At 62.8% G+C, this 23,415-nt stretch carries 18 protein-coding genes; 3 read left to right on the forward strand and 15 right to left on the reverse strand.

Annotated features, from left to right (window positions below):
• Window positions 1–43 precede the first annotated feature (43 nt).
• The 11 genes from addA to J2J99_RS00185 form a co-directional block, all read right to left on the reverse strand.
• Entirely contained in the window at window positions 44–3,595 is a 3,552-nt protein-coding gene (gene addA / locus J2J99_RS00135; protein ID WP_168295150.1) for a double-strand break repair helicase AddA, read from the reverse strand.
• The gene (gene addB / locus J2J99_RS00140) at window positions 3,588–6,782 is read right to left on the reverse strand and encodes a double-strand break repair protein AddB (protein ID WP_168295151.1); all 3,195 of its coding nucleotides are present in this window, start codon (window positions 6,780–6,782) and stop codon (window positions 3,588–3,590) included. Before addB ends, addA begins: the two co-directional genes overlap by 8 nt.
• Before the next feature lie 3 nt (window positions 6,783–6,785).
• On the reverse strand, window positions 6,786–7,517 hold the full coding sequence (locus tag J2J99_RS00145) for a nucleotidyltransferase family protein (protein WP_168295152.1): 732 nt from the start codon (window positions 7,515–7,517) through the stop codon (window positions 6,786–6,788).
• Window positions 7,518–7,530: 13 nt separating this feature from the next.
• Window positions 7,531–9,042, reverse strand: a complete 1,512-nt coding sequence (gene tsaE, locus J2J99_RS00150) for a tRNA (adenosine(37)-N6)-threonylcarbamoyltransferase complex ATPase subunit type 1 TsaE (protein ID WP_168295153.1) — start codon at window positions 9,040–9,042, stop codon at window positions 7,531–7,533.
• Entirely contained in the window at window positions 9,039–11,624 is a 2,586-nt protein-coding gene (locus J2J99_RS00155) for a sensor histidine kinase (RefSeq protein ID WP_168295154.1), read from the reverse strand. Before J2J99_RS00155 ends, tsaE begins: the two co-directional genes overlap by 4 nt.
• 203 nt (window positions 11,625–11,827) lie before the next feature.
• Entirely contained in the window at window positions 11,828–13,228 is a 1,401-nt protein-coding gene (gene ahcY, locus J2J99_RS00160) for an adenosylhomocysteinase (protein ID WP_168295155.1), read from the reverse strand.
• Between the two features lie 277 nt (window positions 13,229–13,505).
• A complete protein-coding gene (locus J2J99_RS00165; protein ID WP_003544133.1) occupies window positions 13,506–13,781 on the reverse strand; it encodes an HPr family phosphocarrier protein in 276 nt (91 codons plus the stop codon).
• 9 nt (window positions 13,782–13,790) lie between these two features.
• The gene (locus tag J2J99_RS00170; protein ID WP_004672623.1) at window positions 13,791–14,192 is read right to left on the reverse strand and encodes a PTS sugar transporter subunit IIA; all 402 of its coding nucleotides are present in this window, start codon (window positions 14,190–14,192) and stop codon (window positions 13,791–13,793) included.
• Between the two features lie 150 nt (window positions 14,193–14,342).
• Window positions 14,343–14,792: an HPr kinase/phosphorylase gene (locus J2J99_RS00175; protein WP_168295156.1), complete on the reverse strand. Its 450-nt coding sequence runs from the start codon at window positions 14,790–14,792 to the stop codon at window positions 14,343–14,345.
• The gene (locus tag J2J99_RS00180; RefSeq protein ID WP_168295157.1) at window positions 14,789–16,579 is read right to left on the reverse strand and encodes a sensor histidine kinase; all 1,791 of its coding nucleotides are present in this window, start codon (window positions 16,577–16,579) and stop codon (window positions 14,789–14,791) included. The genes J2J99_RS00175 and J2J99_RS00180 overlap by 4 nt, the downstream gene beginning before the upstream one ends.
• Window positions 16,580–16,658: 79 nt before the next feature.
• On the reverse strand, window positions 16,659–17,396 hold the full coding sequence (locus tag J2J99_RS00185; protein ID WP_189636746.1) for a response regulator transcription factor: 738 nt from the start codon (window positions 17,394–17,396) through the stop codon (window positions 16,659–16,661).
• A 339-nt stretch (window positions 17,397–17,735) separates the two neighbouring features.
• Between J2J99_RS00185 and J2J99_RS00190 the strand changes: the two genes are divergently transcribed.
• The 3 genes from J2J99_RS00190 (at window position 17,736) to J2J99_RS00200 (ending at window position 20,519) form a co-directional block, all read left to right on the forward strand.
• Window positions 17,736–19,346 (forward strand): phosphoenolpyruvate carboxykinase, encoded by a 1,611-nt coding sequence (locus J2J99_RS00190; protein ID WP_168295158.1) that lies wholly within the window; start codon window positions 17,736–17,738, stop codon window positions 19,344–19,346.
• Window positions 19,347–19,468: 122 nt separating this feature from the next.
• Complete coding sequence (gene arfB / locus J2J99_RS00195; protein ID WP_168295159.1) at window positions 19,469–19,906, forward strand: alternative ribosome rescue aminoacyl-tRNA hydrolase ArfB; 438 nt, start codon at window positions 19,469–19,471, stop codon at window positions 19,904–19,906.
• Between the two features lies 1 nt (window position 19,907).
• Window positions 19,908–20,519, forward strand: a complete 612-nt coding sequence (locus tag J2J99_RS00200; RefSeq protein WP_168295160.1) for an alpha-ketoglutarate-dependent dioxygenase AlkB family protein — start codon at window positions 19,908–19,910, stop codon at window positions 20,517–20,519.
• A gap of 24 nt (window positions 20,520–20,543) precedes the next feature.
• Here J2J99_RS00200 and coaA read toward each other — a convergent pair whose 3' ends face one another.
• The 4 genes from coaA to hisA are packed head-to-tail and all read right to left on the reverse strand — an operon-like array spanning window position 20,544 to window position 23,411.
• On the reverse strand, window positions 20,544–21,539 hold the full coding sequence (coaA, locus tag J2J99_RS00205; protein WP_168295161.1) for a type I pantothenate kinase: 996 nt from the start codon (window positions 21,537–21,539) through the stop codon (window positions 20,544–20,546).
• The gene (locus J2J99_RS00210) at window positions 21,536–21,859 is read right to left on the reverse strand and encodes a phosphoribosyl-ATP diphosphatase (protein WP_168295162.1); all 324 of its coding nucleotides are present in this window, start codon (window positions 21,857–21,859) and stop codon (window positions 21,536–21,538) included. Before J2J99_RS00210 ends, coaA begins: the two co-directional genes overlap by 4 nt.
• A gap of 17 nt (window positions 21,860–21,876) precedes the next feature.
• Complete coding sequence (gene hisF / locus J2J99_RS00215; protein ID WP_168295163.1) at window positions 21,877–22,665, reverse strand: imidazole glycerol phosphate synthase subunit HisF; 789 nt, start codon at window positions 22,663–22,665, stop codon at window positions 21,877–21,879.
• The gene (gene hisA, locus J2J99_RS00220; RefSeq protein ID WP_168295164.1) at window positions 22,665–23,411 is read right to left on the reverse strand and encodes a 1-(5-phosphoribosyl)-5-[(5-phosphoribosylamino)methylideneamino]imidazole-4-carboxamide isomerase; all 747 of its coding nucleotides are present in this window, start codon (window positions 23,409–23,411) and stop codon (window positions 22,665–22,667) included. Before hisA ends, hisF begins: the two co-directional genes overlap by 1 nt.
• Window positions 23,412–23,415: the final 4 nt, after the last annotated feature.

The raw sequence follows: 23,415 nt of genomic DNA on the forward strand, positions 1-23,415 counted from the left end.
CCACATGTGATGGTGCGGTGCCGAATTTTCAATGTCCGGTATTTCACTTTGTCTTGAGTCCTGCAAGCGCCAAACCGAGCGCCTTTTCGCTCAGCGTGTAGAGCGAGGCGTTCTCGGTATAGACAAGCATGCAGTCGATGCGCTTGCCTGGATAGAGTGGCGCGAGAATCTCGCGATAGATCGCCAGCTGTGCCCGGTGCGCAAAGGGGATGGCCTCCTCGGTCGCCGGCGGCACCCGATTGGTTTTGTAATCGAGAATGACGACGCGATCGGTAAGCACGGCCAGCCGATCGATGCGGCCGGAGACGGCATAGCGCCTGCCGTCGAGCATCAATGTCCCCATGATCGAGACCTCGGGCCGGGCCTGCTCGCCGAGGACGGGCTGCAAGTCCTTTTCATCCAAAAGTTTCAAAACCGATTCGACCAGCTTGCGGCGTTCGGGCTCCGGCCAGAATCGCGCCGCCCGTTCGCCGTAACGCTGCGCTGCGCCTGGCCGTGCGTCTGGCGGAATATCGGGAAGCGCCTGCAGCATGCGATGCAGCAGCCTGCCCTTCTCCAGCGAGAGATCACTGCGTTGTTTCTCCGAAAAGAGCGGCGAAGTGACAACCAGGCCGCCTTCGTCTTCGTTGATGATCGTCCCGGCGCCGGAAGGGCTGAGGGGCCGAGGCAGTTCCGCCGGTGGCGGCAAAGGCTGCAGCAGGCCTAGAGGCAATGGCTCTTCGTTGTCGCGCGTTTCGCTGCGGTTGATCCGCTCGAAGCTCCGCTCCACCCGCGGTACGCGCCACCTGATGCCCGCCCATTCCCCGTCAGGATCGGAGAAGCTCGCTGCCTCCACATGCGGATGGCCTTCATTGAGCGCGGTGGAAATCATCATATGCCAGCTGTCGTTGTTCGCGCGCACGCCGCGGTAGCCGCAGACGACCAGCCGGTCGGCGGCCCGCGTCATGGCGACATAGAGCAGCCGGCGATACTCCTCTTCGGCCAGCATCTGGATTCGCGCGGCATCGTTCTGCGTCAGCGAATTGGCGAGGTCGGCGACGGGAACCCAAGCGGGCATCGGCGGTTCGTCCGGGTCGGTTTCGATCAGGCGAAGCTTCGGCAGATGCGTATGCGTAAAGGCTTTTGAGCCGCCGTCGACCAGGAAAACGATCGGTGCTTCAAGACCCTTCGAGGCATGCACGGTCATGATTCTGACCTCGTTGCGCCCCTTGTCCTGCTCGCGCTTCACTTCGGGCGCTTCGAGCTCGAGCGTCGAGATGAAGGATTGCAGCCCGGGAAGGCCGGAGCTCTCATGGTCGAGGGTGAAGGTCAGGAATTCGTCGAGGATATCGCTGACTTCGGTGCCGAGGCGGGCGAGAAACTGCCGCCGTCCGCCGTGGCTGCCCAGCAGGCGCGCGTAGAAATCATGCACCGACAGGTTTTTCGATTGTCGGAGAAACAGTTCCAGCTTTTCGACCGCCGCGCGGAAACGCTCGTTACCGTCGGCGGCGAATTTCTTGAGATGGCTCCAGACGCTCTCATTGTCGCCCCGCAGTGCCGCGCTCGCAAAGATGTCCTCCTCGGAGAGATCGAAAAGCGGGCTCTTGAGCACGGCGGCGAGCGACAGGTCATCTTCCGGCAGAAGCAGGAAACGGCCGAGCGCCAGCAGATCCTGCACGGCGATATGGCTGGTCAGCACCAGCCTGTCGGCGCCGGCGACGGGAATGTCGCCGCGACGCTTCAAGGCGCGCGTCAGCGCATTGACGAAGGCGTCGCGCTTGCGCACCAGCACCAGGATATCACCGGCCTCGATCAGCCGCTCCTTGCCCTTGTCGACGATCGTTTCACGGCCGACGAGCGTGCCGATCGAATGGGCGATCCGCCGCGCCAGAATTGCGGCCGGCGCGCTTTCCGGCGTCGCATCGAACGGGGCCGTCCAATCCTCTTCCTTCACTACCGCTTCCGGCGCGACCATTTCCCAGAGATCGACGGCGCCGGGATGTCCGATCCGGCTGGAACGATGAACGACAGGCTCGCCGACGGCGCTGAGGCCTCGCGCATTGTCTGATGTTCTGAAGATCTCGTCGACGGCCTCGAGCACGTCAGCGGTCGAGCGGAAGGAGAGCGGCAGCCGCACGGAAGAAAAGCTCTGTCCGCTGTCGGAGACGCGCCGCCGCGTCCGGTCGCTCTCTTCGGAAAAACGCTCGGGCCGCGCCCCCTGAAAAGAATAGATCGACTGTTTCTCGTCGCCGACGGCAAACAGCGTCCGCACGATCGGCCGGGCGCTCGCGCCGGAAAAGAAATCCTCGGCAAGGGATTGGATGACGCTCCATTGGATCGGACTGGTATCCTGCGCCTCGTCGACGAGGATGTGATCGATACCCCGGTCGAGCTTGTAATGGATCCAGGGACCGACGCCGCTCTTCGTCAACAGGTCGGAGGTGCGGGTGATCAGGTCCTCGAAATCGAGCTGGCTGCGCTGTTTCTTCAGTTCCTCGTAATCGTGATTCAGCCGGTCGGCGAGCACGAGCACGGCCTGCGTAGCGCTGTGCATCCGCATCAGTTTCAGCCGGTCGCGGCTTGCCGCGACATGCGCACGAGCGGCGGCGATGGCGTCGGTCAATTGCGGCGCTTCGGCAAGCATGGCCTTGACCAGGAACTGCGAGTCCGTTTTCTGCTCGCCCTTCGCCGTCAGGAAAATCTTCTCGAGCATCGCGGCGCGCCTGGCGTCATCCCGCTCCCGGCCGGCGAGCCTGAGGCCATAGGCAACCTCTTGCGCCTTGGCGCCGCCCTTTTGATCGGCCAGCGACAGATAAAGTTCCAGCGTGCCGCCCGAAAGTGCCGGCAGCGGCCAGTACTGCGCCGCAATGCCTCGCTCCGTGTCATCGGCGGCGAGACCGAGTTTTTTGCGCAGAACCATGTCCACGCCGCCCTGCCGTTCGGCGGCTGCGGTAAAGCGGCGGATGGGGTTGCGGTTGGCGACAATGTCGCCGAGCAGATTCTCCAGGCCGGATTCGTCGCCGAGATTGAGCACGTAGGCGAAAGCCTCTGCAAGGGCGCTGCCTTCTTCAGGCGTCGTCGCCGTCAGCAGCGCCCGGCGCGCATCGGAAAGCAGCGCCGCGGCGGCGCGATCGTCGAGAACCGAGAAATGCCCGGCGACATTGGCCTCCAGCGGGAACTGATGGAGAAGCGCCTCGCAAAAGGCATGGATCGTCTGGATCTTCAAGCCGCCCGGCGTCTCCAGCGCCTTGGCAAAGAGCCGCCGGGCCTCGGCCAGTTTTATGCGGTCGGGCGCCGTCCCTTCGATCTGCATGATCCGCCCGCTGAGATCTTCATCGTCGAGCACCACCCAGTCCGCCAGCCGTTCGAAGACGCGGTTCGACATTTCCGAAGCCGCGGCCTTGGTGTAGGTGAGGCAGAGAATGGCTGAAGGCCGCGCGCCGGCGAGCAGAAGCCGGATGACGCGCTGGGTCAGGACATGCGTCTTGCCGGAACCGGCATTGGCCGAAACCCATGCCGAGCGCACCGGATCGGAGGCGATCGCCTGCTGGATCGTGGTCCAGCCGATCCAGGCCCCGGGATCGTCGCTATCAGGAAGGTCGCTCACCTCATTCATCGCCGCCGCCTTCCTCATTCTCGGCCGTCGACCATTCGGAGACGCGGGCGAGATGATCGTAGTCGCCGCCGAATTCAAATTGCTGCGCCGGGATGAGTCGTGAGGTAAAGCCCTTTTCGCCGGATTGCAGCAGGCTGACGAACTTGACCAGCTGATCGACGGATTCCTCGGCAAGGTCGATCGCCGATTTCGCCTTGTCGCTGCGGGCGGCAGTTTCATTGTTGACCATATCGACCTGGAACCGGGTTCCGGGACGCAGGCGGACATAGAGCAGATCCTGTGGCGTAAGGCTCCCGGCATCACGAAAGGCGCCGGCGCGCAAGGCCGCCGCTTCCAGCGCGAGCTGCGGATCGAGAAGCGCGCGTGCCTGCGCCGGCGACGGGTTGTAGCCGGTCTTGTAGTCGATGATATCGGCGGCGTTCGGCCCGATAATGTCGATCCGGTCCGCGATGCCATTGAGCCGGATATTGATCGTCTCCAGCTCCACGCCGCCGCGCACTTCCGTCAGCGTCCTGCGGATGGCTGGCCGCCGTCCGGCCTCCCATTCGAGAAAGGCGCGCGCCACTTCCCGAAAGCGTGGCCGCCACACGGCATCGATATGCGGCGGCAGCTTTTCCATGTCGAAAAGCTCCGTCAGGATGAGCTCCATCGCCGCTGCCGCCTCCGGCGTGCCGGCCACATGGGCCGCGCGGATGAACCGGTCGATGATCTTGTGATAGAGCGTACCGCGTTCGGCCGCTCCGGGATCGCGATTGAACGCCTCGACCGGATCGAGCCGCAGGATACGGCGGGCATAGATGGCATAGGGATCGCGGCGCAGCCGCCCGACCTCGCTGAAGGAGTAGGATTTCGGCTGCAGCGCCAGCGGCGGTTTCGGCGAAGGCCGCTGCGCCGGCGCCTGGGTCTCTCCCCGATCGATGAGACCGGCCCATTGCAGGAAGCGGGTGCCGCGCCCCTTGAGTTCCGCTTCGAACGCCTCCCCGCCGAGCGCCAGCAGCCGCTGGAGCCAGCGCGAGGCGACCGTCGGCGTCGAACCCTGGCGCAGCGCTCTGGAATAGATCAGGTGGCGGGTGCCGTTCGCCATCTCGAAATCATGCGCCAGCTGGCCTATGCGCCGCTCCGGCGGCTCGAGCCCGATCTCCGTCTTCATCATTCGCGGAATGAACGGATTGTTGGCGCTCTGCCCGGGCCATGAGCCTTCGTTCAGCCCGCCGAGGATCAGCGTATCGACGCTCTGCAGCCGAGCTTCCAGCGTGCCGAAGATGAACAGCCTGGGGTGGCTCAGCGCCCGAGGCTTCACCGCATGGCCGGCGGCAAGGGCCGCCATGATGTCGACCCATTGCGGCCCGTCGGCCTCCATCTGCCCGTCGGTGTCGATCACTTCGCCGAGAAGGGAGGCAAGGGCATTCCCCGCCTCGTTCGACCAGAGATCGGCAAGATTGCCCTGCGGATCGACCGCGACCGCTTCGAGAGCACGGCCGGTGCGCGCGGCCCATTCGGAAAGCGTGAAACTTGCCGTCTTGCCGCGATCCTCCGGCCGGTGCCGGATCAGCGCGGCGGCAAGGGGTTCCGTCGCCCGGCCAACCCGGCGGGCAAGCTCGAATGCGGCCTCGGCGGCCTCGGCGGGAAGCGCCTTTCGCCATTGCGGTGGGTGCCTGTCCAGGGCCTGTTCGGCAAGCTGATGGGTGAGCAGCGGCTCCAGTGCGCTGATATCCACTTCCGCCACGCCGCCGCGCAGCGCCAGCAGTTCGAGCGCCTCGGTGGCGGAAATCAGCGTGGCGCGTTCGAGGCCGAAGCTGGCCAGCGGATGTTTGAGCAGCGAGACGATCGCCACCGGATCACCAGGGCGCAGCGCCGCCTCCAGCAGCAATTTCAGCAAGCTGCCTTGCGGCGTGGCCGAAAGCGGCGTGCCGGCCGAATCGTCGGCGAGGATGCCGAAGCGGGAAAGCTCCGCCATCACCCGTCGGGCGAGGTTGCGGTCCGGCGTGATCAGGGCTGCCCGGCTCTCGCCGTCCTGCCCAGGCCTTTCCAGCGCCAGTCTGAGCGCGACGGCAATCGCGGTTGCTTCCTCGCGCTCGTTGGCGGCTTCGATCAGCGAAACGGCGTTGAAGGCCGAAGTGAGCGCTCCCCCGGGCAGTTCGCTCTTCCATGTTCCCCAGTCGCTTGTCGCCTCCGCCGGGGCGAGCGCCCGGGACAGGATCTCCGCGCGCCGGTCAAGATCGGCCTCCGGCCTGTCGAGGATGCAGACATCGGCCCGTGTCAGCCTCAGCCTCTTCAACAGCGACGACAACCCGTATTGCGGATGGCTCCGGCTTGCCGGATCGGCATGTTGGCCCGGCACCGGTTCCGGCGCGACCATCTGCCAATGTCCTTCGGGCATGGCGAGATCGAGTCCTGGAAGGACGATTACGCCTTCGGGCAGATCGGCGACGGCGGCGATCAGATCGGCAGTCGCCGGAACCGAACCCGTCGAGCCGGCGATGATGATCGGCCCGCCGGGCTTGGACGCCGAAAGCCGGGCTGCTTCGGCTCTGAGAATGGCGTTTCTGTGCCGTGCCGGTGAAGATTTGCCGAGTTCGGAAAGCCGCTCCGGCCAGAAGGCACTGGCGATCTGCAGAAACTCGGCGGTCAGCTGCCACCAGGCGGCATAGTCGCCGGTATCGAGCTTCGACAGTTCCGACCAATCGAGGTCCTCGGTTTCCATGGAATCGATCAGCTCGGCGAGGTTGCGGGCAAGCCAGATCGCGTCCGCCGGACTTGCCGGCGCAACCAGCGGCGAATCCGAATGAATATGGCGGACGATCTCCGGTAGCTTGTTTCGCCAGGCAAGGATCAGCCGCGCCAGTTCCAGCAGTCGCGCAGTATTCGACAGCGGCTGGGCAAGGTCGATCGTCGCCGGCAGCGCCTCGTCGAAATAGCCGCTATCATCGTCGGTTTCGCCGAGGGGGCGGATGACAGGCAGGATCGCCGACCGGCCGCCGAGCAGATCGACGAATGCCGAGCGCAGCACGCGCACGGCACGCCGGGTCGGCAGATACATGGTTACTCTGGCGAGCGACAGCGGGTCGTCGACATCATGCCGGAAGAGCGGCGTCAATCGGCCGTCGCACAGTGCCGCCGCCAGGGTTTTCAGGAAGGGAAGGCCCGCCGGGATCGTCAGGATACGTGGCTGGTGCCGCTCCGTCATGGCTCACGCGAACGCCCGCAACCTGCGGATCGTTTCCTCCGCCTCGCCGATCGCCTCCGGCGTTCCGACAGTCAGCCAGTGCCCATCGAGGACCAGGCCGAAAAGCCGGTCGCGAGCGATCGCCTTGTCGAAATAGATATTCAGATTGAAGGCATCCTGCGGCGCATCGTCGAACAGAGACGGGTTCATGGCGATCGCGCCGGCATAGACGACGGGGTTGGACGGGTCGTCGCGGTAACGTCTCAGCCGGCCGTCGGCCGCAAGGCTGAAGTCGTTCTTGCCGTTGTGACCGGTAGTATCTTCGATCCGCACGCAAAGCAGCGCCATGTCCATCCGCTCGGCATCGAAGAATCCGGCTAAGCGTTGCAGGTTCGTCGGCCGTCCCGGCTGCTCGCCGATCCAGAAGAGGTCGGCATTCATGACGAAGATATTGTCGCGCTCAAGCAGCCTCAATCCCTTCGCCAGCCCGCCGCCGGAATTCATCAGCCCGCCCCGCTCGTCGGATATGATGATCTCGAGGCCGCGATAATTGCCGAGATGGTCGAGCATCTGGTCGGCATGGTGGTGAACGTTGACGACGGCCCGTTCGACGCCGGCCGCCACCAGAGCATCCAGCGCATAGTCGATCATCGGCTTGCCGTCGATCTTCACCAGCGGCTTCGGGATCGTGTCGGTGATCGGGCGCATGCGGGTTCCGAGACCCGCGGCCAGTACCATGGCTTGTCTGATGGTCATCTTGATCCGGAATTTATGATTCGCTCTGGCCTATTCCAGCCCTTGCGCACCAATCGCGCAAGGGGGAAAGCGTCTCATGCTCGAGCGCGACGTTGAGATAGGCGAGCGTGCGCGGCATATGCCTGAGATAGCCGGGCTTGCCGTCCCGCTGCAGCAGCCGCACCCAGAGACCGGCAAGTTTGCAGTTGCGCTGCGCCGACATGATCGCCCAAGCCTTCATGAATCCGGCTTCGTCGAAACCGCCCTGCGCACGGCGACGTGTGAGATAATCATCCATCAGCTGCCGGAAGAGCTCCGGCGCGATCGTGACGCGTGCGTCCTGGACGATCGAGGCAAGATCATAGGCCGTGGGGCCGATCATGGCGTCCTGGAAATCAATCAGGCCGATCCGTCTGACGCCGGCCTCCTGCGGGCGCCAGATGATATTCGGTGAGTGGAAATCGCGCAGCAGCAGGTTCTTTTCGGACGCGGCGAGCTCATCGATCAGCGCGTCCCAGATCGCCAGATATTCCTTGCGCTCTGCATCCGAGGGTGCGGAGCCACGCTTCCAGGCAATGTGCCAGTCGAGCACAAGCTGTACTTCCATCTTCATCGCCGTGCGATCGAAGTCCGGAATGTGATGCGTGTGCGTGGCGGAAACGGGGATATCCTGCGGAAACTGCATGGAATGAAGATGGGCAAGGCAGGCGACGCTTTGGCGGTAACGCTCGGCGATCGGATGCCCGGCGTCGTCGAGCACGCCCTCCGTGCCGAGATCCTCAATCAGCAGGATGCCCTGCTCATAATCGACCCTGTAGATCTCCGGCGCTGCGAACCCCCGTTCGCGCAGCGCATCGGCAATGGCAACGAAGGGATAGGCATTCTGGGCGAGATGCGCGACTTTGGGATAGGGCTTGCCGTCGTAGACCGGCGGCCCCTCGGGATGCGGCCGCCAGTCCATCAGGATTTTGCGCGGAGCAGCGTCCGGATAGATGGCCTCATAGGCGCGCAGCGACGCATCGCCGGTCAGGAAGCGGCGTTTGACGTCGGGATAGCCGGCCCCGTCGAGGAAATCGCGGATGGCGAAGACCCGGCGGATACGTCGGGCCTGCTGACCGGCGGCTTCGATCGTTGCACGGCGGCCGCTGCCCTCATGCACCAGCGCCAGGGCGATGCGCTCGGCCGGCAATTCGCTCTCAGCCATCTCCGGCCATTCGACGAGGCAGATGCCGCTCTGCAGGGCCTCGTCGAAGCCTAGCTCGGTCAATTCGCTGGCGTCGCCGAGCCGATAGAGGTCGAAGTGCGACACCGGGATACGCAGGTCGTAGGATTGCACCAGGGTGAAGGTCGGGCTCGGGACCTCAAGCCCATCGTCATCGGCAATGGCACGCAGGATCGCCCGGGCAAGCGACGATTTGCCGGCGCCGAGATCGCCGGAAAGGGCAAGGCAATCGCCGGCCTTCAAGGCGAGCGCCAGGTCTTCGCCGAGGCGAATGGTGGCCGCCTCGTCCTTCAGGAAAAGCGAGATCGTATCGGTGGTCGTCATTCGGCAGCGGCGGAATGGGGAATATCGACCGAGGGGATCCGGCAGACGACCGTCGTGCCCTTGCCCGGCTCGCTGTCGATCGTCACGTCGCCGTGATGCAGGCTGACGAAACTGTCGACAATCGAGAGGCCGAGGCCGGCACCACCACGTTTTCCGCTTTTGGCGCCCGTTGCGAACCGATCGAACATGGTCGCGATCATATCGGGCGAGATGCCGGGGCCGCGATCCTTCACGGAGAAGACGAAGTCCGTGCCGTCGCGTTGGCATTCCAGCGAAATCGAGGTGCCCTCCGGCGAGAAATTCGCCGCGTTGGAAAGAAGCTTCAGGAGAATCTGCTTCAGCCGCTGGGGATCGGCGACGATCGAGCCGAGATAGGCAGGCGCGGTGATTTCGAGCGCCACGCCACTTTCCTGCAGCCGATCGGCGATCTGCATCGAGACGTCGTCGAGCAGGTCGTTGAGATCGATTTCCGCATAGTTGAGGCGCATGATGCCGGCATCGACGGTCGCAAGATCGAGAATATCGTTGACGAGCGTCAGCAGAACCGAGGACGAGGTCGAGATATGGTCGATATATTCGGCCTGCCGCTCGTTCAGCGGCCCCACGCCCTGCGTGCGCAGCAGATCGGTGAAGCCGATAATATTGGTCAGCGGCGAGCGCAACTCATAGGAAACGTGCTGAACGAAGTCGTTCTTCAGCTCGTCGGCCTTGCGCAGCGCCTCGTTCTTTTCTGTCAGAGCCCGCTCGGCCCGCACGCTGTCCGTCATATTGACGAAAGTCAGCATGGTCTGCGCGTTCGGCAGCGGGATGACGGCGTAGTCGAGCACGAGGCCGGAGAACAGTTCGAGCGTCCCCTGGCTCGAGCGGCGCTCGTCGTCGAAGCTGGTGATCAGTTCCGCGAAGGTCTTCCAGCCGTCCGGCCGGTCGTAGGAGGGGGCGCAGGCCTCGCCGAGCGCTCGGATATGAGTGCCGGGCTTGGCCTCGGCTTCGGTGATCCCCCAGAGCGCCCGGAAGGCCGGGTTCGACAGGCGGATGCGCCCATCCGGACCGAACACCGCCACACCTTCCGAGAGATGGTCGATGGTTTCGCCCTGCACCTTGACCAGCGTGTTGTAGCGCGTTTCGAGATCGACCTGTTCGGTCAGGTTCTCGAATACCCATGTGGCGCCGCCCTGCGGATGGGCGGTGGCGAAGACGCGCAGCGTCTGACCATTCGGCAGGTGCCAGAGGTCCGATTGCGTGTCGAGTGCGCGATAGACGGAAAGCGCCCCTTCTTTCCAGCTTTTCCAGTTGAGCTGGTCCGGCAGCTTCTTGGCTGCGCGCAGCCGCTCGAGCAGCTCGCTATTGTCCGGCCGGCCTTCGAGAAAGGCGATATCGAGCCCCCAGAGCGCGACGAAGGCCTGGTTGTAGAATTGCAGCCGGCGGTCGCCGTCGAAGATGGCGACCGGTGTGGCGAGATGGTCAAGCGTCTCGGCATGGCTCTTCAGCGTCCGTTCCAGCTCGGCGCGCACCGCCTCTGTATTGGAAACGTCGACTGCGATGCCGGCCGAGCCGCCGGGAACCTTGACGTCGACGACGTCGAAGAATGTCCGGTTGCCGCGCACCACCGTCGAGATCGTGTCGTGGAAGGGTGATTCCGGCGTCGTCGTGGCGCGGATGCGCTCGCGCGCCACGGTCGTCAGCATCTCGCGGCCTTCGTTGATCGCCTGCTGCGGCGTGCGTGCCTCGACCGCCTCGCCATAAGCCTGGTTGACCCAGGTGAGGCGACCCGCCGCGTCGCGCTGCCAGGCCGGCATGTCGATCGCGTCGAGCATGGTCTGGAAGGCGGAGATCGAGGTCATCAGCCGGTCGCGCTCGATCCTAAGCTCCGCGAGTTCGGCGCGCAGATTGTTGAGCGCCACGAAGCGGACGAAGGCGCGTCCGCCGGAAACCCGGCCCTGTGCCTCGAGGACTTCGTCACGCATGGTTTCGACCACCATGTCGAAGCTCTGTGCGGCGTCACGCAGCCGGTCGATCGCCTTTTCCAGTTCCGAGGCCGAGCGTGATTTCAGCCAGAGGCCAAAAGCCAGGAACTCGCCGTCCTGCGGTGCGCCGGTCTCGGGCGGAAGCTGGCCGAGAAGCTCGGGGCGCGTATTGCCGTCCCAGATGACGATCCGCCGGTTCTTGTCGGCGATCAGCGCCTGATATTGCGAAATGCGCTGCTGGGCATCGGAAAGCGCCGAGCGGATTTCCCGGCTCTCATTTTCCAGATTGCCGCGCTGGCGCACCAGCCACAGCGTCGAAAGAAGCGCTGCCGATATGACGCCGATAACGACGGAAACGCCGATGACCTGCGAGGAGGTGAAGAGGTGAGCCGATGCCGCCGCCTGCTGCTCGCCCTGTGCCAGAACCGGCCGTGCCAGCGCGGCAAGTGCGGTACCGGCCGCGCAGGTTTTCAGGAAGCGCGCCAATGATCCATGCTCTTGCCTTGCGGCCTCGTGTGCTGTTACAGAGTTATAGTCTTGGCCTGCCGTCGACGGGCGGCGACCGGCGCGAGCGCCGTCGTCCGCCTGACCCGGCAGGCTGTTTTTCAGTTCCGACATCCGCGGTATGTCTCCGTCCTTCAATGTGCCGCATTACGACAAGACATCCCATTTTCGCAGCGGTCGAACGGGTTCCGCCGCCACGAATCAAGTCTTAAAACAATACTTCGGAAGGGAATCGCCGGGAAGGGAGCGGCCAAAAAATAAGCCGCGGCATTTGTCAATGCCGCGGCTTCTACATCTTGTGGATATCGATGATGGGATCAATATCTGTAGTGGTCGGACTTGAACGGACCCTGCGGCTTGACGCCGATATAGGCAGCCTGCTCTTCGCTGAGCTGGGTAAGTTTCACACCGAGCTTGTCGAGATGCAGGCGCGCAACCTTTTCATCGAGGTGCTTCGGCAGGATGTAGACCTTGTTCTCGTACTGGCCGGGCTTGGTGAAGAGCTCGATTTGCGCCAGCGTCTGGTTGGTGAACGAGGCCGACATGACGAAGGACGGATGGCCCGTCGCGTTGCCGAGATTGAGCAGGCGGCCTTCGGAGAGAAGGATGATGCGGTTGCCCTTGGGGAATTCGATCAGGTCGACCTGCGGCTTGATGTTGGTCCACTTGAGGTTACGCAGCGCAGCGACTTCGATTTCATTGTCGAAGTGGCCGATATTGCCGACAATCGCCATGTCCTTCATCTCGCGCATGTGGTCGATGCGGATGACGTCCTTATTGCCTGTGGTGGTGATGAAGATGTCGGCCGAGGAAACGACGTCCTCTAGCAGGACGACTTCATAACCGTCCATCGCCGCCTGCAGGGCGCAGATCGGATCAGCTTCGGTGACCTTGACGCGGGCGCCGGCGCCGGAGAGCGAAGCGGCAGAGCCCTTGCCGACGTCACCATAACCGCAGACGACGGCGACCTTGCCGGCCATCATCACGTCGGTGCCGCGGCGGATGCCGTCGACCAGTGATTCCTTGCAGCCGTACTTGTTGTCGAACTTCGACTTGGTGACGGAATCGTTGACGTTGATCGCCGGGAAGGGCAGCAGCCCCTTCTGGCTGAGCTGGTACAGGCGGTTGACGCCCGTCGTCGTTTCTTCGGTCACGCCCTTGATCGCATCGCGCTGCTTGGTAAACCAGCCCGGCGAAGCGGCAAGGCGCTTCTTGATCTGTGCGAAGAGGATTTCCTCTTCCTCGGAATGCGGATGGGACAATACGTCCTCGCCGGCTTCGGCGCGGGCGCCGAGCAGGATGTACATGGTGGCATCGCCGCCGTCATCGAGGATCATGTTGGAAAGGCCGCCATCGGCCCACTGGAAGATCTTGTCGGTATAAACCCAGTAGTCCTCGAGCGACTCGCCCTTGATGGCGAAAACGGGAACGCCGGCAGCGGCGATTGCCGCAGCGGCATGATCCTGCGTCGAGAAGATGTTGCACGAGGCCCAGCGGACCTCGGCGCCGAGCGCCACCAGCGTTTCGATGAGCACGGCGGTCTGGATGGTCATGTGCAGCGAACCGGTGATGCGCGCGCCCTTCAGCGGCTTCGCCTCGCCAAATTCAGCGCGGCAGGACATCAGCCCGGGCATTTCGGTTTCGGCGATCGTAATTTCCTTGCGGCCGAAATCCGCAAGCCCGATATCGGCGACGACATAATCTTTTTCAGTGCTCATAGAGGTCTCCAGGCTGAAAAACGTCTCAAAAATTGGCGCAGGCGCGAAGAGGATCGCGCGACGGATAGGCCGCGTGCCGATGCAAGTCGGCCGGATCTGTGCAGCAGTTCCGGGAACGCGAGATGCATAACACTAAAGCGCCGAACCGCATTGCATGAACCAGGTTCGATGCGACACGCTTCAGCGCACGGCATGTCCGCCGTTTAGCAGGCTTCTGATGGGAAGGCAATAAGGATATAAAGAAGTCTTTATATGTTTATATGGGCTCGGCCTAAGCTCACATCTCTTCGCCGAAGCGGTTCTGGATCAGCTGGTCCAAGGCCTCCAGTGCTTCCTCGGCCTGGCTGCCGCTCGCCGAGACGACGACGCTCGAGCCGGGGCTTGCTGCAAGCATCATCAGGCCCATGATCGACGTGCCGCCGACCGTCATTCCGTCCTTGGAGACGGTGATGGCGGCATCGAAGGTCTCGACCATCTGAACGAATTTGGCCGAGGCGCGTGCGTGAAGGCCGCGTTTGTTGATGATAAGGAGTTCCCGGGAAAGCGATGTCATGAAGCGCCGTTATTTTCCGCTGAGCACACGGCTCGCGACATTGATATATTTCCGCCCGGCTTCGGAAGCCTCGACCAGCGCCTTCTCCATATTGTTCTCGCCGCGCACGCCGGCGAGCTTGATCAGCATCGGCAGGTTGACGCCGGCGATGACCTCGGTGTGGCCGCTGCTCATGACCGATATTGCGAGATTGGACGGCGTGCCGCCGAACATGTCGGTCAGGATGACGACGCCATGGCCATCATCGGCGCCGGAAACCGCTTGCAGAATGTCCTGCCGTCTTTGGTCCATGTCGTCTTCGGGGCCAATACAGACCGTCTCGATGAATTTCTGAGGACCGACGACGTGCTCGACAGCATGACGAAACTCTTCAGCCAGCTTGCCATGAGTGACAAGCACAAGTCCGATCATGATATTACTGCTCCCATATACGCAAACGATGGCTGAGATATCGCAACGCAGCAATTACGTCCACCGGTGGGGGCACATCTTGGCGATGAAAAGCCGAAGTGCAAGATAAAAATGCAAACATATAAGGCAGATTGATCAATCCGGAAGCCTTCAATCCCCGATATCAGGGGCTTTCGCCATCAGGACTGCAAGCGGTGAGGGCACGCCTGTGAGCAACCGCAACGCGGGAAGCGAATAACCGGCGGCAAGGCTGACGAATTCGCGGTCGGGGGGGACGCGGTTTTCGCCGGAAGCGCTGCCGGGAAGCACGGCATAATGCATGGCCGCCTGAGGGACATGATCCTGCCGGACGATGCCGGTGCCGCGCAGTTCGATCAGCCCGGCGATCGACGGTGGGCAGGTGGCGATCACCGTGCCTGCCTCTCCCGACAGAAGCACCTGATCGTCGGCAACCAGCGCCGTAAACAGACCGAGGCGTCTGGCCTCGGTCATGCAGGTGAAAGCCAGCATCGATTTGCCCCAGCCGGAGGGACCGCTGAACAGGAGCCCGGTCCTGCCGACGACGATTGCCGTGGCATGGATGTTTGCGGCCTCGCTCATGCGGCTGGATCCAGCGGCAGGGCGAGGATAAAGCGCGCGCCAAGCACCTCGCCGCTTTCGGCGTCGGTGATGTTCTCTGCTCTGAGCGATCCGCCATGCGCCTCGGCGATCTGGCGGCTGATCGAAAGACCAAGGCCCGAGTTTTGGCCAAAGCCCTCCGATTCCGGCCGGTCGGTATAGAAGCGCTCGAAGATACGGTCGATATTCTCCGCCTGGATGCCGGGACCGTTGTCTTCGATCGTGGTGACGCAGCGCGACCGTGTCCGCATCAGCCGCACGGTGATCTTGCCACCTTTTTCGGGGACGAAGGAGCGGGCATTCTCGATCAGATTGGTGACGATCTGGCCGATGCGCAGATCGTGACCGTTGACGAGGAAGCGTGTCTTGACGTTGGGCTTGCGTTCGATCGAATAGGCGATCTCCACCTGCTTCTTGCTGCCCCTGATCTGACGCGACACGTCGATCAGATCGCGCAGCAGGACTTCCATGTCGATGGAGGCGGCATCGACGCGCGCGAGTTCGGCATCGAGGCGCGAGGCATCGGAAATATCGCTGATCAGGCGGTCGAGACGGCGGACGTCGTGCTGGATGACATCCAGCAGCCGCTTCTTGGAATCCTCGGACTTCGCGAGCGGCAAGGTTTCGACGGCGCTGCGTAGCGAGGTCAGCGGGTTCTTAAGTTCGTGGCTGACATCGGCTGCAAAGCTCTCGATTGCGTCGATGCGGTCGTAAAGCGCTGTCGTCATCTCGCGCAATGCAATGGAAAGATTGCCGATTTCATCCTGGCGGGCGGAAAAATCGGGGATCTCCTCACGCGCCTTGGCGCCGCGGCGCACGCGGATGGCGGCGGCCGAAAGGCGGCGCAGCGGATTGGCGATCGTCGACGACAGCACCAGCGAAAGCAGCACGTTGACGAGCGTCGCGACGCCGAAGACACGCATGATCGCAAGCCGTTCTGCATGCACGATGTTGTCGATGTCGCCTGCCTGCGTCGACAACAGCAGCACGCCGAGCACGGCGCGGAAGCGCTGGATCGGCACGGCGACGGAAACGATGAGTTCGCCTTTCTCCGTGGTGCGCACGACCGCGCCGCGAACGCCGGTCAGCGCGTTCATGACTTCAGGATAGATCGAACCGTCGCCGCCCGGGGCTTCCTTATAGAGCGGCAGATTGCCGGGCTGCAGCGCCTTGTTGAACAGGGTCGCGAACCAATCGCTCCAGGTCTGCTTCTCTTCCTCGACCGGCGGCAGGTCGAAGCGCAGCACTTGGCCACGCGAATAAAGGTGACGCGAATCAAGCAGCAGATTGGCGTCGGCATCGAAGATGCGGGCGCGTGTGCGCGTCGGTGAGATCAGCCGGCGCAGGACCGGGGCGACCTTCTCCGGATCGATCGGAAAATCCAGGTCCTCGTCGTTCGGCACCGGGGTGATGCTCTGTCCGGCCTGCAGTTCGAGCAGCTTCTGCGGATCGATGGTGATCGAGTTCGTATCGACCGATGCGGAGGCCGAAACCGCGCCGGCGATGATCTCGCCTTGCGTCAACAGGCTTTCGGCGCGGGCGTCGATCAGGCCTTCGCGAAACTGGTTTAGATAGAGGATGCCGCCGACGAGCACCACCAGCGCGACCAGATTGAAGAACAGGATTCGCCGCGTCAGGCTCGAAAACACGGCATTGCCGAAGATGCGGCGGATCAGGGTGAAGGGATGCGACCAACGGCGGCCTCGGACGCGACGGGTGCTCACGCCCTCCGCATCGTCCATATCCCTTTCCTGCACCAACTGTGCCAATGACAGGCCCTTTCAAAGGGGCGGGGCCGGATCACCGTCCCGCAACCCTTAACTATGTCTCGCGCCGCGCCGGCTGGGCTCAGGCTGCTTCGCGGAAGCGGTATCCCACTCCGTAGAGCGTTTCAATCATATCAAAATCGGTATCGACCATCTTGAATTTCTTGCGCAGCCTCTTGATGTGGCTGTCGATCGTCCGGTCGTCGACATAAACCTGTTCGTCATAGGCGGCGTCCATCAGCGCATCGCGGCTCTTGACGACGCCCGGGCGCTGCGCCAGCGAATGCAGGATCAAGAACTCGGTCACCGTCAGCGTCACGGCCTCGCCCTTCCAGGTGCAGGTATGGCGCTCCTGGTCCATGACCAGCTGGCCACGCTCCAGCGAACGGGCCTGCTGCACGGCCCCGGCCTTCGGCGCGCCGCTCGGGCTCGTGCCGCCGGCGGCCGCGGCTTCGCGGCTCGAAGCGCGACGCAGCACGGCGCGCACCCGCTCCACCAGCAGGCGCTGCGAGAAGGGCTTGGTGATGAAATCGTCGGCGCCCATCTTCAGGCCGAACAGCTCGTCGATCTCCTCATCCTTGGAGGTGAGGAAGATGACGGGAATATCCGACTTCTGGCGCAGGCGGCGCAAAAGCTCCATGCCGTCCATGCGCGGCATCTTGATATCGAAGATCGCCAGCTGCGGCGGTCGCGCCAGCAGTCCGTCGAGCGCCGAAGCACCGTCCGTATAGGTCTCGACCTTATATCCTTCGGCCTCCAGTGCGATCGACACCGAGGTGAGGATGTTGCGGTCGTCGTCAACGAGCGCGATTGTCGGCATGGTGTTGGTCTCCGTCATCAGTGCGCAATCTCCCGGATTTTCATCGTCCCCAGGCGGTCTCAGTGACCGGATGCGCTTATGGAGGATAAAGGTGGAACAAATTGTGGCAAAGATAAAGGGGAGGATTGTCGTAAAATTCCCCGACAATCTCAGGTAGCGCGTCGAATAGTTGCAACGGGACTTCTTCAAACGATTTAAAACGTACGGCCGAAATTTAAATCGATTAATTGTTTGATATTACTAATCTTTCTGGATTTTAATCCCTTGTGTTTTAAAATTTCTGCCCTTATTTTCGCGATCAGTTTTAACGGCAACGCGCCTGAGCGAAGGGAAGTAGCCATGGAAATGTTCGGAGTTCGTAACCCGGCAACGGAGCTGGCAACGGTTGGATTGGGCGGCGCAGCCAGCGTTCGCTATAACTTTTCCGCTGCAGCGCTGTATGAGGAAGCGATCCGCCGGGGCGAAGCCGAACTGACCGCTCAGGGGGCGCTCAGGGCTCTCACCGGTCAACATACGGGCCGCTCGCCACGCGACAAGTTCGTCGTTCGCGACGCCAATACCGATGGCGAAATCTGGTGGGACAACAACAAGCCGCTCTCGCCGGAGCATTTCGCCCTGCTGCGCGACGACATGCTGGCGCATGCCGCCGGAAAGGATCTTTTCGTCCAGGACCTTGTCGGCGGTGCCGAAGAGGGCCATGCCCTGCCGACCCGCGTCATCACCGAATTCGCCTGGCATTCGCTGTTCATCCGCAATCTCCTGATCCGCCCGGAGACCGCGGCGCTGGCCACCTTCGTGCCGAAGCTGACGATCATCGACCTGCCGAGCTTCAAGGCCGATCCGGCCCGCCACGGCTGCCGGTCGGAGACTGTGATCGCCTGCGATCTCACCAACGGCCTCGTCCTCATCGGCGGCACCTCCTATGCCGGCGAAATGAAGAAATCCGTCTTCACCGTGCTCAACTACCTGCTGCCGGCCAAGGGCGTGATGCCGATGCACTGCTCGGCCAATGTTGGCCCTGATGGCGATGCGGCGGTCTTCTTCGGCCTTTCCGGCACCGGCAAGACGACGCTTTCGGCCGATCCGGCGCGCACGCTGATCGGCGACGACGAGCACGGCTGGAGCGAAAACGGCATCTTCAATTTCGAAGGCGGCTGCTACGCCAAGACCATCCGCCTTTCGGCCGAGGCCGAGCCGGAAATCTACGCGACGACCCAGCGTTTCGGCACCGTGCTCGAAAACGTCGTGCTGAACGACCGCCGCCAGCCGGATTTCGACGACGGATCGCTGACCGAAAACACTCGCTGCGCCTATCCGATGAACTTCATCCCGAACGCCTCGGCGACGGGCCGGGCCGGGCATCCGAAGACGATCATCATGCTGACCGCCGATGCCTTCGGCGTCATGCCACCGATCGCCAGGCTGACGCCCGATCAGGCGATGTATCACTTCCTCTCCGGTTACACGGCCAAGGTGGCCGGCACCGAAAAGGGCGTCGTCGAGCCGGAAGCGACCTTCTCGACCTGCTTCGGCGCGCCCTTCATGCCGCGGCATCCGGCCGAATACGGCAACCTGCTGAAGGATCTGATCGGCCGCCACGGCGTCGAATGCTGGCTTGTCAATACAGGCTGGACCGGCGGCGCCTACGGCACCGGCAAGCGCATGCCGATCAAGGCGACGCGGGCGCTCCTCGCCGCTGCCCTCAGCGGCAAACTCGGCCAGGTCGAATTCCGCACGGATGCGAATTTTGGCTTCGCCGTGCCGGTTTCCGTCGATGGCGTCGACGGCGGCATTCTCGATCCGCGCTCGACTTGGGCTGACAAGGCAGCCTATGACGCGCAGGCCGAAAAGCTGGTCTCGATGTTCATCGCCAACTTCGCCAAGTTCGAGAATCACGTTGACGGCGGCGTCCGCGACGCGGCTCCCGGCGTCAAGGTGGCAGCCGAATAAGCTCAGCCCGTCTGAAAACAAAGTCTTTGACTCACGTGAAAACCCGGCATCGCAGGACTGCCGGGTTTTTCCGATGCCGGCTGATATTTTCAACGCGCTGTCGATATGAGATAGAACGCCGCATGGCCAGCGACGCGCTCTATATCGATGACAGGATCACCATCTCGGGATGGGAGCTGACGGAACAGTTCGTTCTGGCAAGCGGTCCCGGCGGCCAGAACGTCAACAAGGTTTCGACGGCGGTCCAGCTGTTTTTCAACCTCGCGAATTCGCCCTCCCTCAATGACCGCGTCAAGGCCAATGCGATCAGGCTAGCCGGACGGCGGCTGTCGAAGGATGGCGTGCTGATGATCGAGGCAAGCCGCTTTCGCAGCCAGGATCGCAACCGTGAGGACGCGCGCGAACGGCTGAAGGAGCTGATTCTGGAGGCCGCCAAGCCGCCGCCGCCGCCGCGCAAGAAGACCAAGCCGACCAAGGGTTCGGTCGAGCGCCGTCTGAAGGAAAAATCCGGCCGGTCGGAAGTGAAGAAAATGCGCGGCCGCCCCGGCGGCGGCGACTGACATGCCCGAGCTGTCGAACGGTGTCCGCCATCTGCCTGAATATCTCGATCGGTCGCGTCAGGAAGCGCTGGTCGAGGTGATCCGTGCCGTGGTCGCCGAGGCGCCGCTCTTCGTGCCCGTTATGCCAGGCACCGGCAAACCGATGTCGGTGCGCATGACCAATTGCGGGCCGCTCGGCTGGGTGACGGACAAGGAACGCGGCTATCGCTATCAGCCGACGCATCCTGTCACCGGCAGGCACTGGCCAGTCATGCCTCAGCAACTGCTCGAGATATGGAACGACGTTGCCGGTTATCAGCAGCCGCCGGAGGCCTGTCTCGTCAACTTCTATTCCGACGAGGCCCGCATGGGTCTGCACCAGGACAAGGACGAGCGGAATATGCAGGCTCCCGTCGTCTCGATCTCGCTTGGCAACAGCTGCCTCTTTCGCGTCGGCGGTCTGAATCGCAATGATCGCACGCTATCTTTCAAACTGTCGAGCGGCGATCTGGTCGTGCTGGGCGGCGAGGGCAGGCTGTGTTTCCACGGTGTCGACCGCATTCATCCGGCAACATCGACGCTGCTGAAGAATGGCGGCCGCATCAATCTGACGCTGCGCCGGGTCAATCCCTGAACGGATAGCCGGAACAATCGGTCGCTACAATTTTCGCAGCGCAACCTGCTCGATCAGGTGATCCTTGCCCTTTTTCAGGATGAGATCGGCGCGCGGCCGCGTCGGCAGGATGTTCTGGCGCAGGTTTTTCAAGTTGATATTCGTCCACAGATCCGCGGCGATCTCGAGAGCTTCCGCATCACTGATCGAGGCATAGCGATGGAAGTAAGAGTTCGGATCGCGGAAGGCGGTCTCCCGCAGCCGCATGAAGCGCGTCACGTACCAGTTATGTATCTGGTCTTCCGCCGCATCGATATAGATCGAGAAGTCGAAGAAGTCGGACACCATCGGCACGATCTTGCCGTCGGCCGGCAGGTCGCGCGACTGCAGCACGTTAATGCCTTCGAAGATCAGGATGTCGGGCCGGTCGACGATCTTGTACTCGTCCGGCAGCACGTCATAGACGAGGTGCGAATAGCAGGGCGCCTGCACGTCCGGTCGGCCGGCTTTGATCGCCGAGAGGAAGCGCAGGATGGCGGCCGTGTCGTAGCTTTCCGGAAAACCCTTGCGCTGCATCAGCTTTTCCCGCTGCAGCACGGCGTTCGGATGCAGGAAGCCATCGGTGGTGACGAGATCGACCTTCGGGCTGGAGGGCCAGCGCCCGAGCAGTTCCTTGAGGATACGGGCGGTGGTCGATTTTCCCACTGCGACCGAGCCGGCGATGCCGATAACGAAGGGCGTTTTGGTCACGTCGGAGAGGCTCAGGAAGCGGTTGCGCTGTTCGAACAGCATTTGCGAGGATTCGACATGCGCCGACAGCAGCCGCGAGAGCGACAGATAGATGCGCCTCACCTCGTCGAGATCGATTGGGTCGCCCATAGAACGCAGCCGCTTGACCTCGTCGCTGGTCAGCGTCAGCGGCGTGTCGGCGCGGAATTTCGCCCATTGTTCGGAAGAGAAGAAGTGGTAGGGCGAATAGGATTCGGACTGGAAGTGATCCAATGTTTCCGGCACCCCGATGATCTCAGTCGCGATACTCATGAATTCTGCCGATTGGCCTTTTCCTTGAGACCGGACTGCGCGGTTCTGCGCTCGAGTTCGGCCATGACATTCTCTAACGGTATTTCAGCAATCTTCAATACGACCAATAGGTGATAGAGCACGTCGGCGGCTTCATAGGTCAGATTGTCACGGTCCCCGGTCGCCGCTGCCATCACGGCTTCGATCGCCTCCTCGCCAAGCTTCTTTGCCGCTTTCGGCTGGCCGCCGGCCACGAGTTTCGCCGTCCAGGACTGCTCCGGTGAGGCCTTCGATCGCTCTTCAACGATCCTTTCGAGGTCGGAAAGGGAAAATCCGCTCATATGTCCGCTTTCAAGCTTCAGTCGAGACGCATAGCGATGCCGCACTTCGACATATAGTGTTTCGCCTCGCTGACGGAATAGGTGCCGAAGTGGAAGATCGAGGCGGCGAGCACCGCATTGGCATGACCTTCCTTCACCCCAGCGACGAGGTCGTCGAGGTCGCCGACGCCGCCGGAGGCGATGACCGGCACGCGCACCGCGTTGGCGATCGCCCGGGTCAGTTCCAGGTCATAGCCGACCTTGGTGCCGTCGCGATCCATCGACGTGACCAGGAGTTCTCCCGCGCCGCGCGCCACCATCTTCTGGGCGAATTCGACGGCGTCGATGCCGGTCGCGTTGCGGCCGCCATGCGTATAGATTTCCCAGGCGCTGAGGTTGTCGCCGCCGACCGCCTGCGTGAGCCTGCGCTTGGCGTCGATAGAGACGACGATGCACTGGTCGCCGAACTTGTCGGCCGCCTCGGCGACGAAGTCGGGATTGCTGACCGCAGCCGAGTTGATCGAGACCTTGTCGGCGCCGCACAGCAGCAGCTTGCGGATATCGGCGATCGCGCGCACGCCGCCGCCGACCGTCAGCGGCATGAAGCACTGGTCGGCCGTGCGCGACACGACATCGAAGATCGTTTCGCGGTTGTCCGAAGAAGCGGTGATGTCGAGGAAGCAGAGTTCGTCGGCGCCGGCGGCATCATAGGCCTTCGCTGCTTCGACCGGGTCGCCGGCATCGACGAGATCGAGGAAGTTGACGCCTTTGACGACGCGGCCGTCCTTGACGTCGAGACAGGGGATGACACGGGCCTTGAGGGTCATTACGCAGTCTCCTTGGCCCTGCTGGCCTTGATCAGTGCCAGCGCTTCCCTGGGATCGATACGGCCGTCATAGAGTGCACGGCCCGAAATCGCGCCTTCGAGCTTGCCTGCATCCGGTTCCAGCATGCGTCTGACGTCGTCGAGTGAGGCAAGACCGCCGGAGGCGATGACAGGAATGGAGACGGCAGCGGCAAGCTCCAGCGTCGAAGCCCAGTTAATGCCCGCAAGGATGCCGTCACGGTCGATATCGGTATAGATGATCGCGGCGACGCCGGCGCCCTCGAATTTCCGGGCGAGCTCGATGACGCCGAGTTCGGAAGCCTCCGCCCAGCCTTCGACGGCCACCTTGCCGCCCTTGGCGTCGATGCCGACGGCGACGTGGCCGGGAAATTTCCGGCAGGCCTCGATGACCAGATCAGGATTTCTGACCGCTACCGTGCCGAGAATGACGCGCCGCAGCCCGCGCGCGAGCCACGCCTCGATATGATCGAGCGTGCGGATGCCGCCGCCGAGCTGCACCGGATTCTTCGTCGCCTTGAGGATCGCCTCTACGGCGTCGCCATTGGCCGAATGTCCCGCAAAGGCACCGTCGAGATCGACCACATGCAGCCATTCGAAACCCTGGTCTTCGAAGGATTTCGCCTGGGCGGCCGGATCGGTGTTGTAGACCGTCGCCTGCTGCATGTCGCCGAGCTTCAGGCGGACGCATTGGCCGCCCTTCAGATCGATCGCGGGAAAAAGGATCATGTCG

It is taken from the genome of Rhizobium binae, from assembly GCF_017357225.1.
In the GTDB taxonomy this organism is placed as follows: Bacteria; Pseudomonadota; Alphaproteobacteria; order Rhizobiales; family Rhizobiaceae; genus Rhizobium; species Rhizobium binae.

Coding starts and splice junctions, on each gene's coding strand:
- J2J99_RS00200 (WP_168295160.1), top strand. CDS start 19,908: ATGCCCGAGCTGTCGAACGGTGTCCGCCATCTGCCTGAATATCTCGAT.
- J2J99_RS00145 (WP_168295152.1), bottom strand. CDS start 7,517: ATGACCATCAGACAAGCCATGGTACTGGCCGCGGGTCTCGGAACCCGC.
- addA (WP_168295150.1), bottom strand. CDS start 3,595: ATGAATGAGGTGAGCGACCTTCCTGATAGCGACGATCCCGGGGCCTGG.
- tsaE (WP_168295153.1), bottom strand. CDS start 9,042: ATGACGACCACCGATACGATCTCGCTTTTCCTGAAGGACGAGGCGGCC.
- ahcY (WP_168295155.1), bottom strand. CDS start 13,228: ATGAGCACTGAAAAAGATTATGTCGTCGCCGATATCGGGCTTGCGGAT.
- J2J99_RS00165 (WP_003544133.1), bottom strand. CDS start 13,781: ATGACATCGCTTTCCCGGGAACTCCTTATCATCAACAAACGCGGCCTT.
- hisF (WP_168295163.1), bottom strand. CDS start 22,665: ATGACCCTCAAGGCCCGTGTCATCCCCTGTCTCGACGTCAAGGACGGC.
- coaA (WP_168295161.1), bottom strand. CDS start 21,539: ATGAGTATCGCGACTGAGATCATCGGGGTGCCGGAAACATTGGATCAC.
- addB (WP_168295151.1), bottom strand. CDS start 6,782: ATGACGGAGCGGCACCAGCCACGTATCCTGACGATCCCGGCGGGCCTT.
- J2J99_RS00190 (WP_168295158.1), top strand. CDS start 17,736: ATGGAAATGTTCGGAGTTCGTAACCCGGCAACGGAGCTGGCAACGGTT.
- hisA (WP_168295164.1), bottom strand. CDS start 23,411: ATGATCCTTTTTCCCGCGATCGATCTGAAGGGCGGCCAATGCGTCCGC.
- J2J99_RS00210 (WP_168295162.1), bottom strand. CDS start 21,859: ATGAGCGGATTTTCCCTTTCCGACCTCGAAAGGATCGTTGAAGAGCGA.
- J2J99_RS00155 (WP_168295154.1), bottom strand. CDS start 11,624: ATGTCGGAACTGAAAAACAGCCTGCCGGGTCAGGCGGACGACGGCGCT.
- J2J99_RS00170 (WP_004672623.1), bottom strand. CDS start 14,192: ATGATCGGACTTGTGCTTGTCACTCATGGCAAGCTGGCTGAAGAGTTT.
- arfB (WP_168295159.1), top strand. CDS start 19,469: ATGGCCAGCGACGCGCTCTATATCGATGACAGGATCACCATCTCGGGA.
- J2J99_RS00185 (WP_189636746.1), bottom strand. CDS start 17,396: ATGCCGACAATCGCGCTCGTTGACGACGACCGCAACATCCTCACCTCG.
- J2J99_RS00175 (WP_168295156.1), bottom strand. CDS start 14,792: ATGAGCGAGGCCGCAAACATCCATGCCACGGCAATCGTCGTCGGCAGG.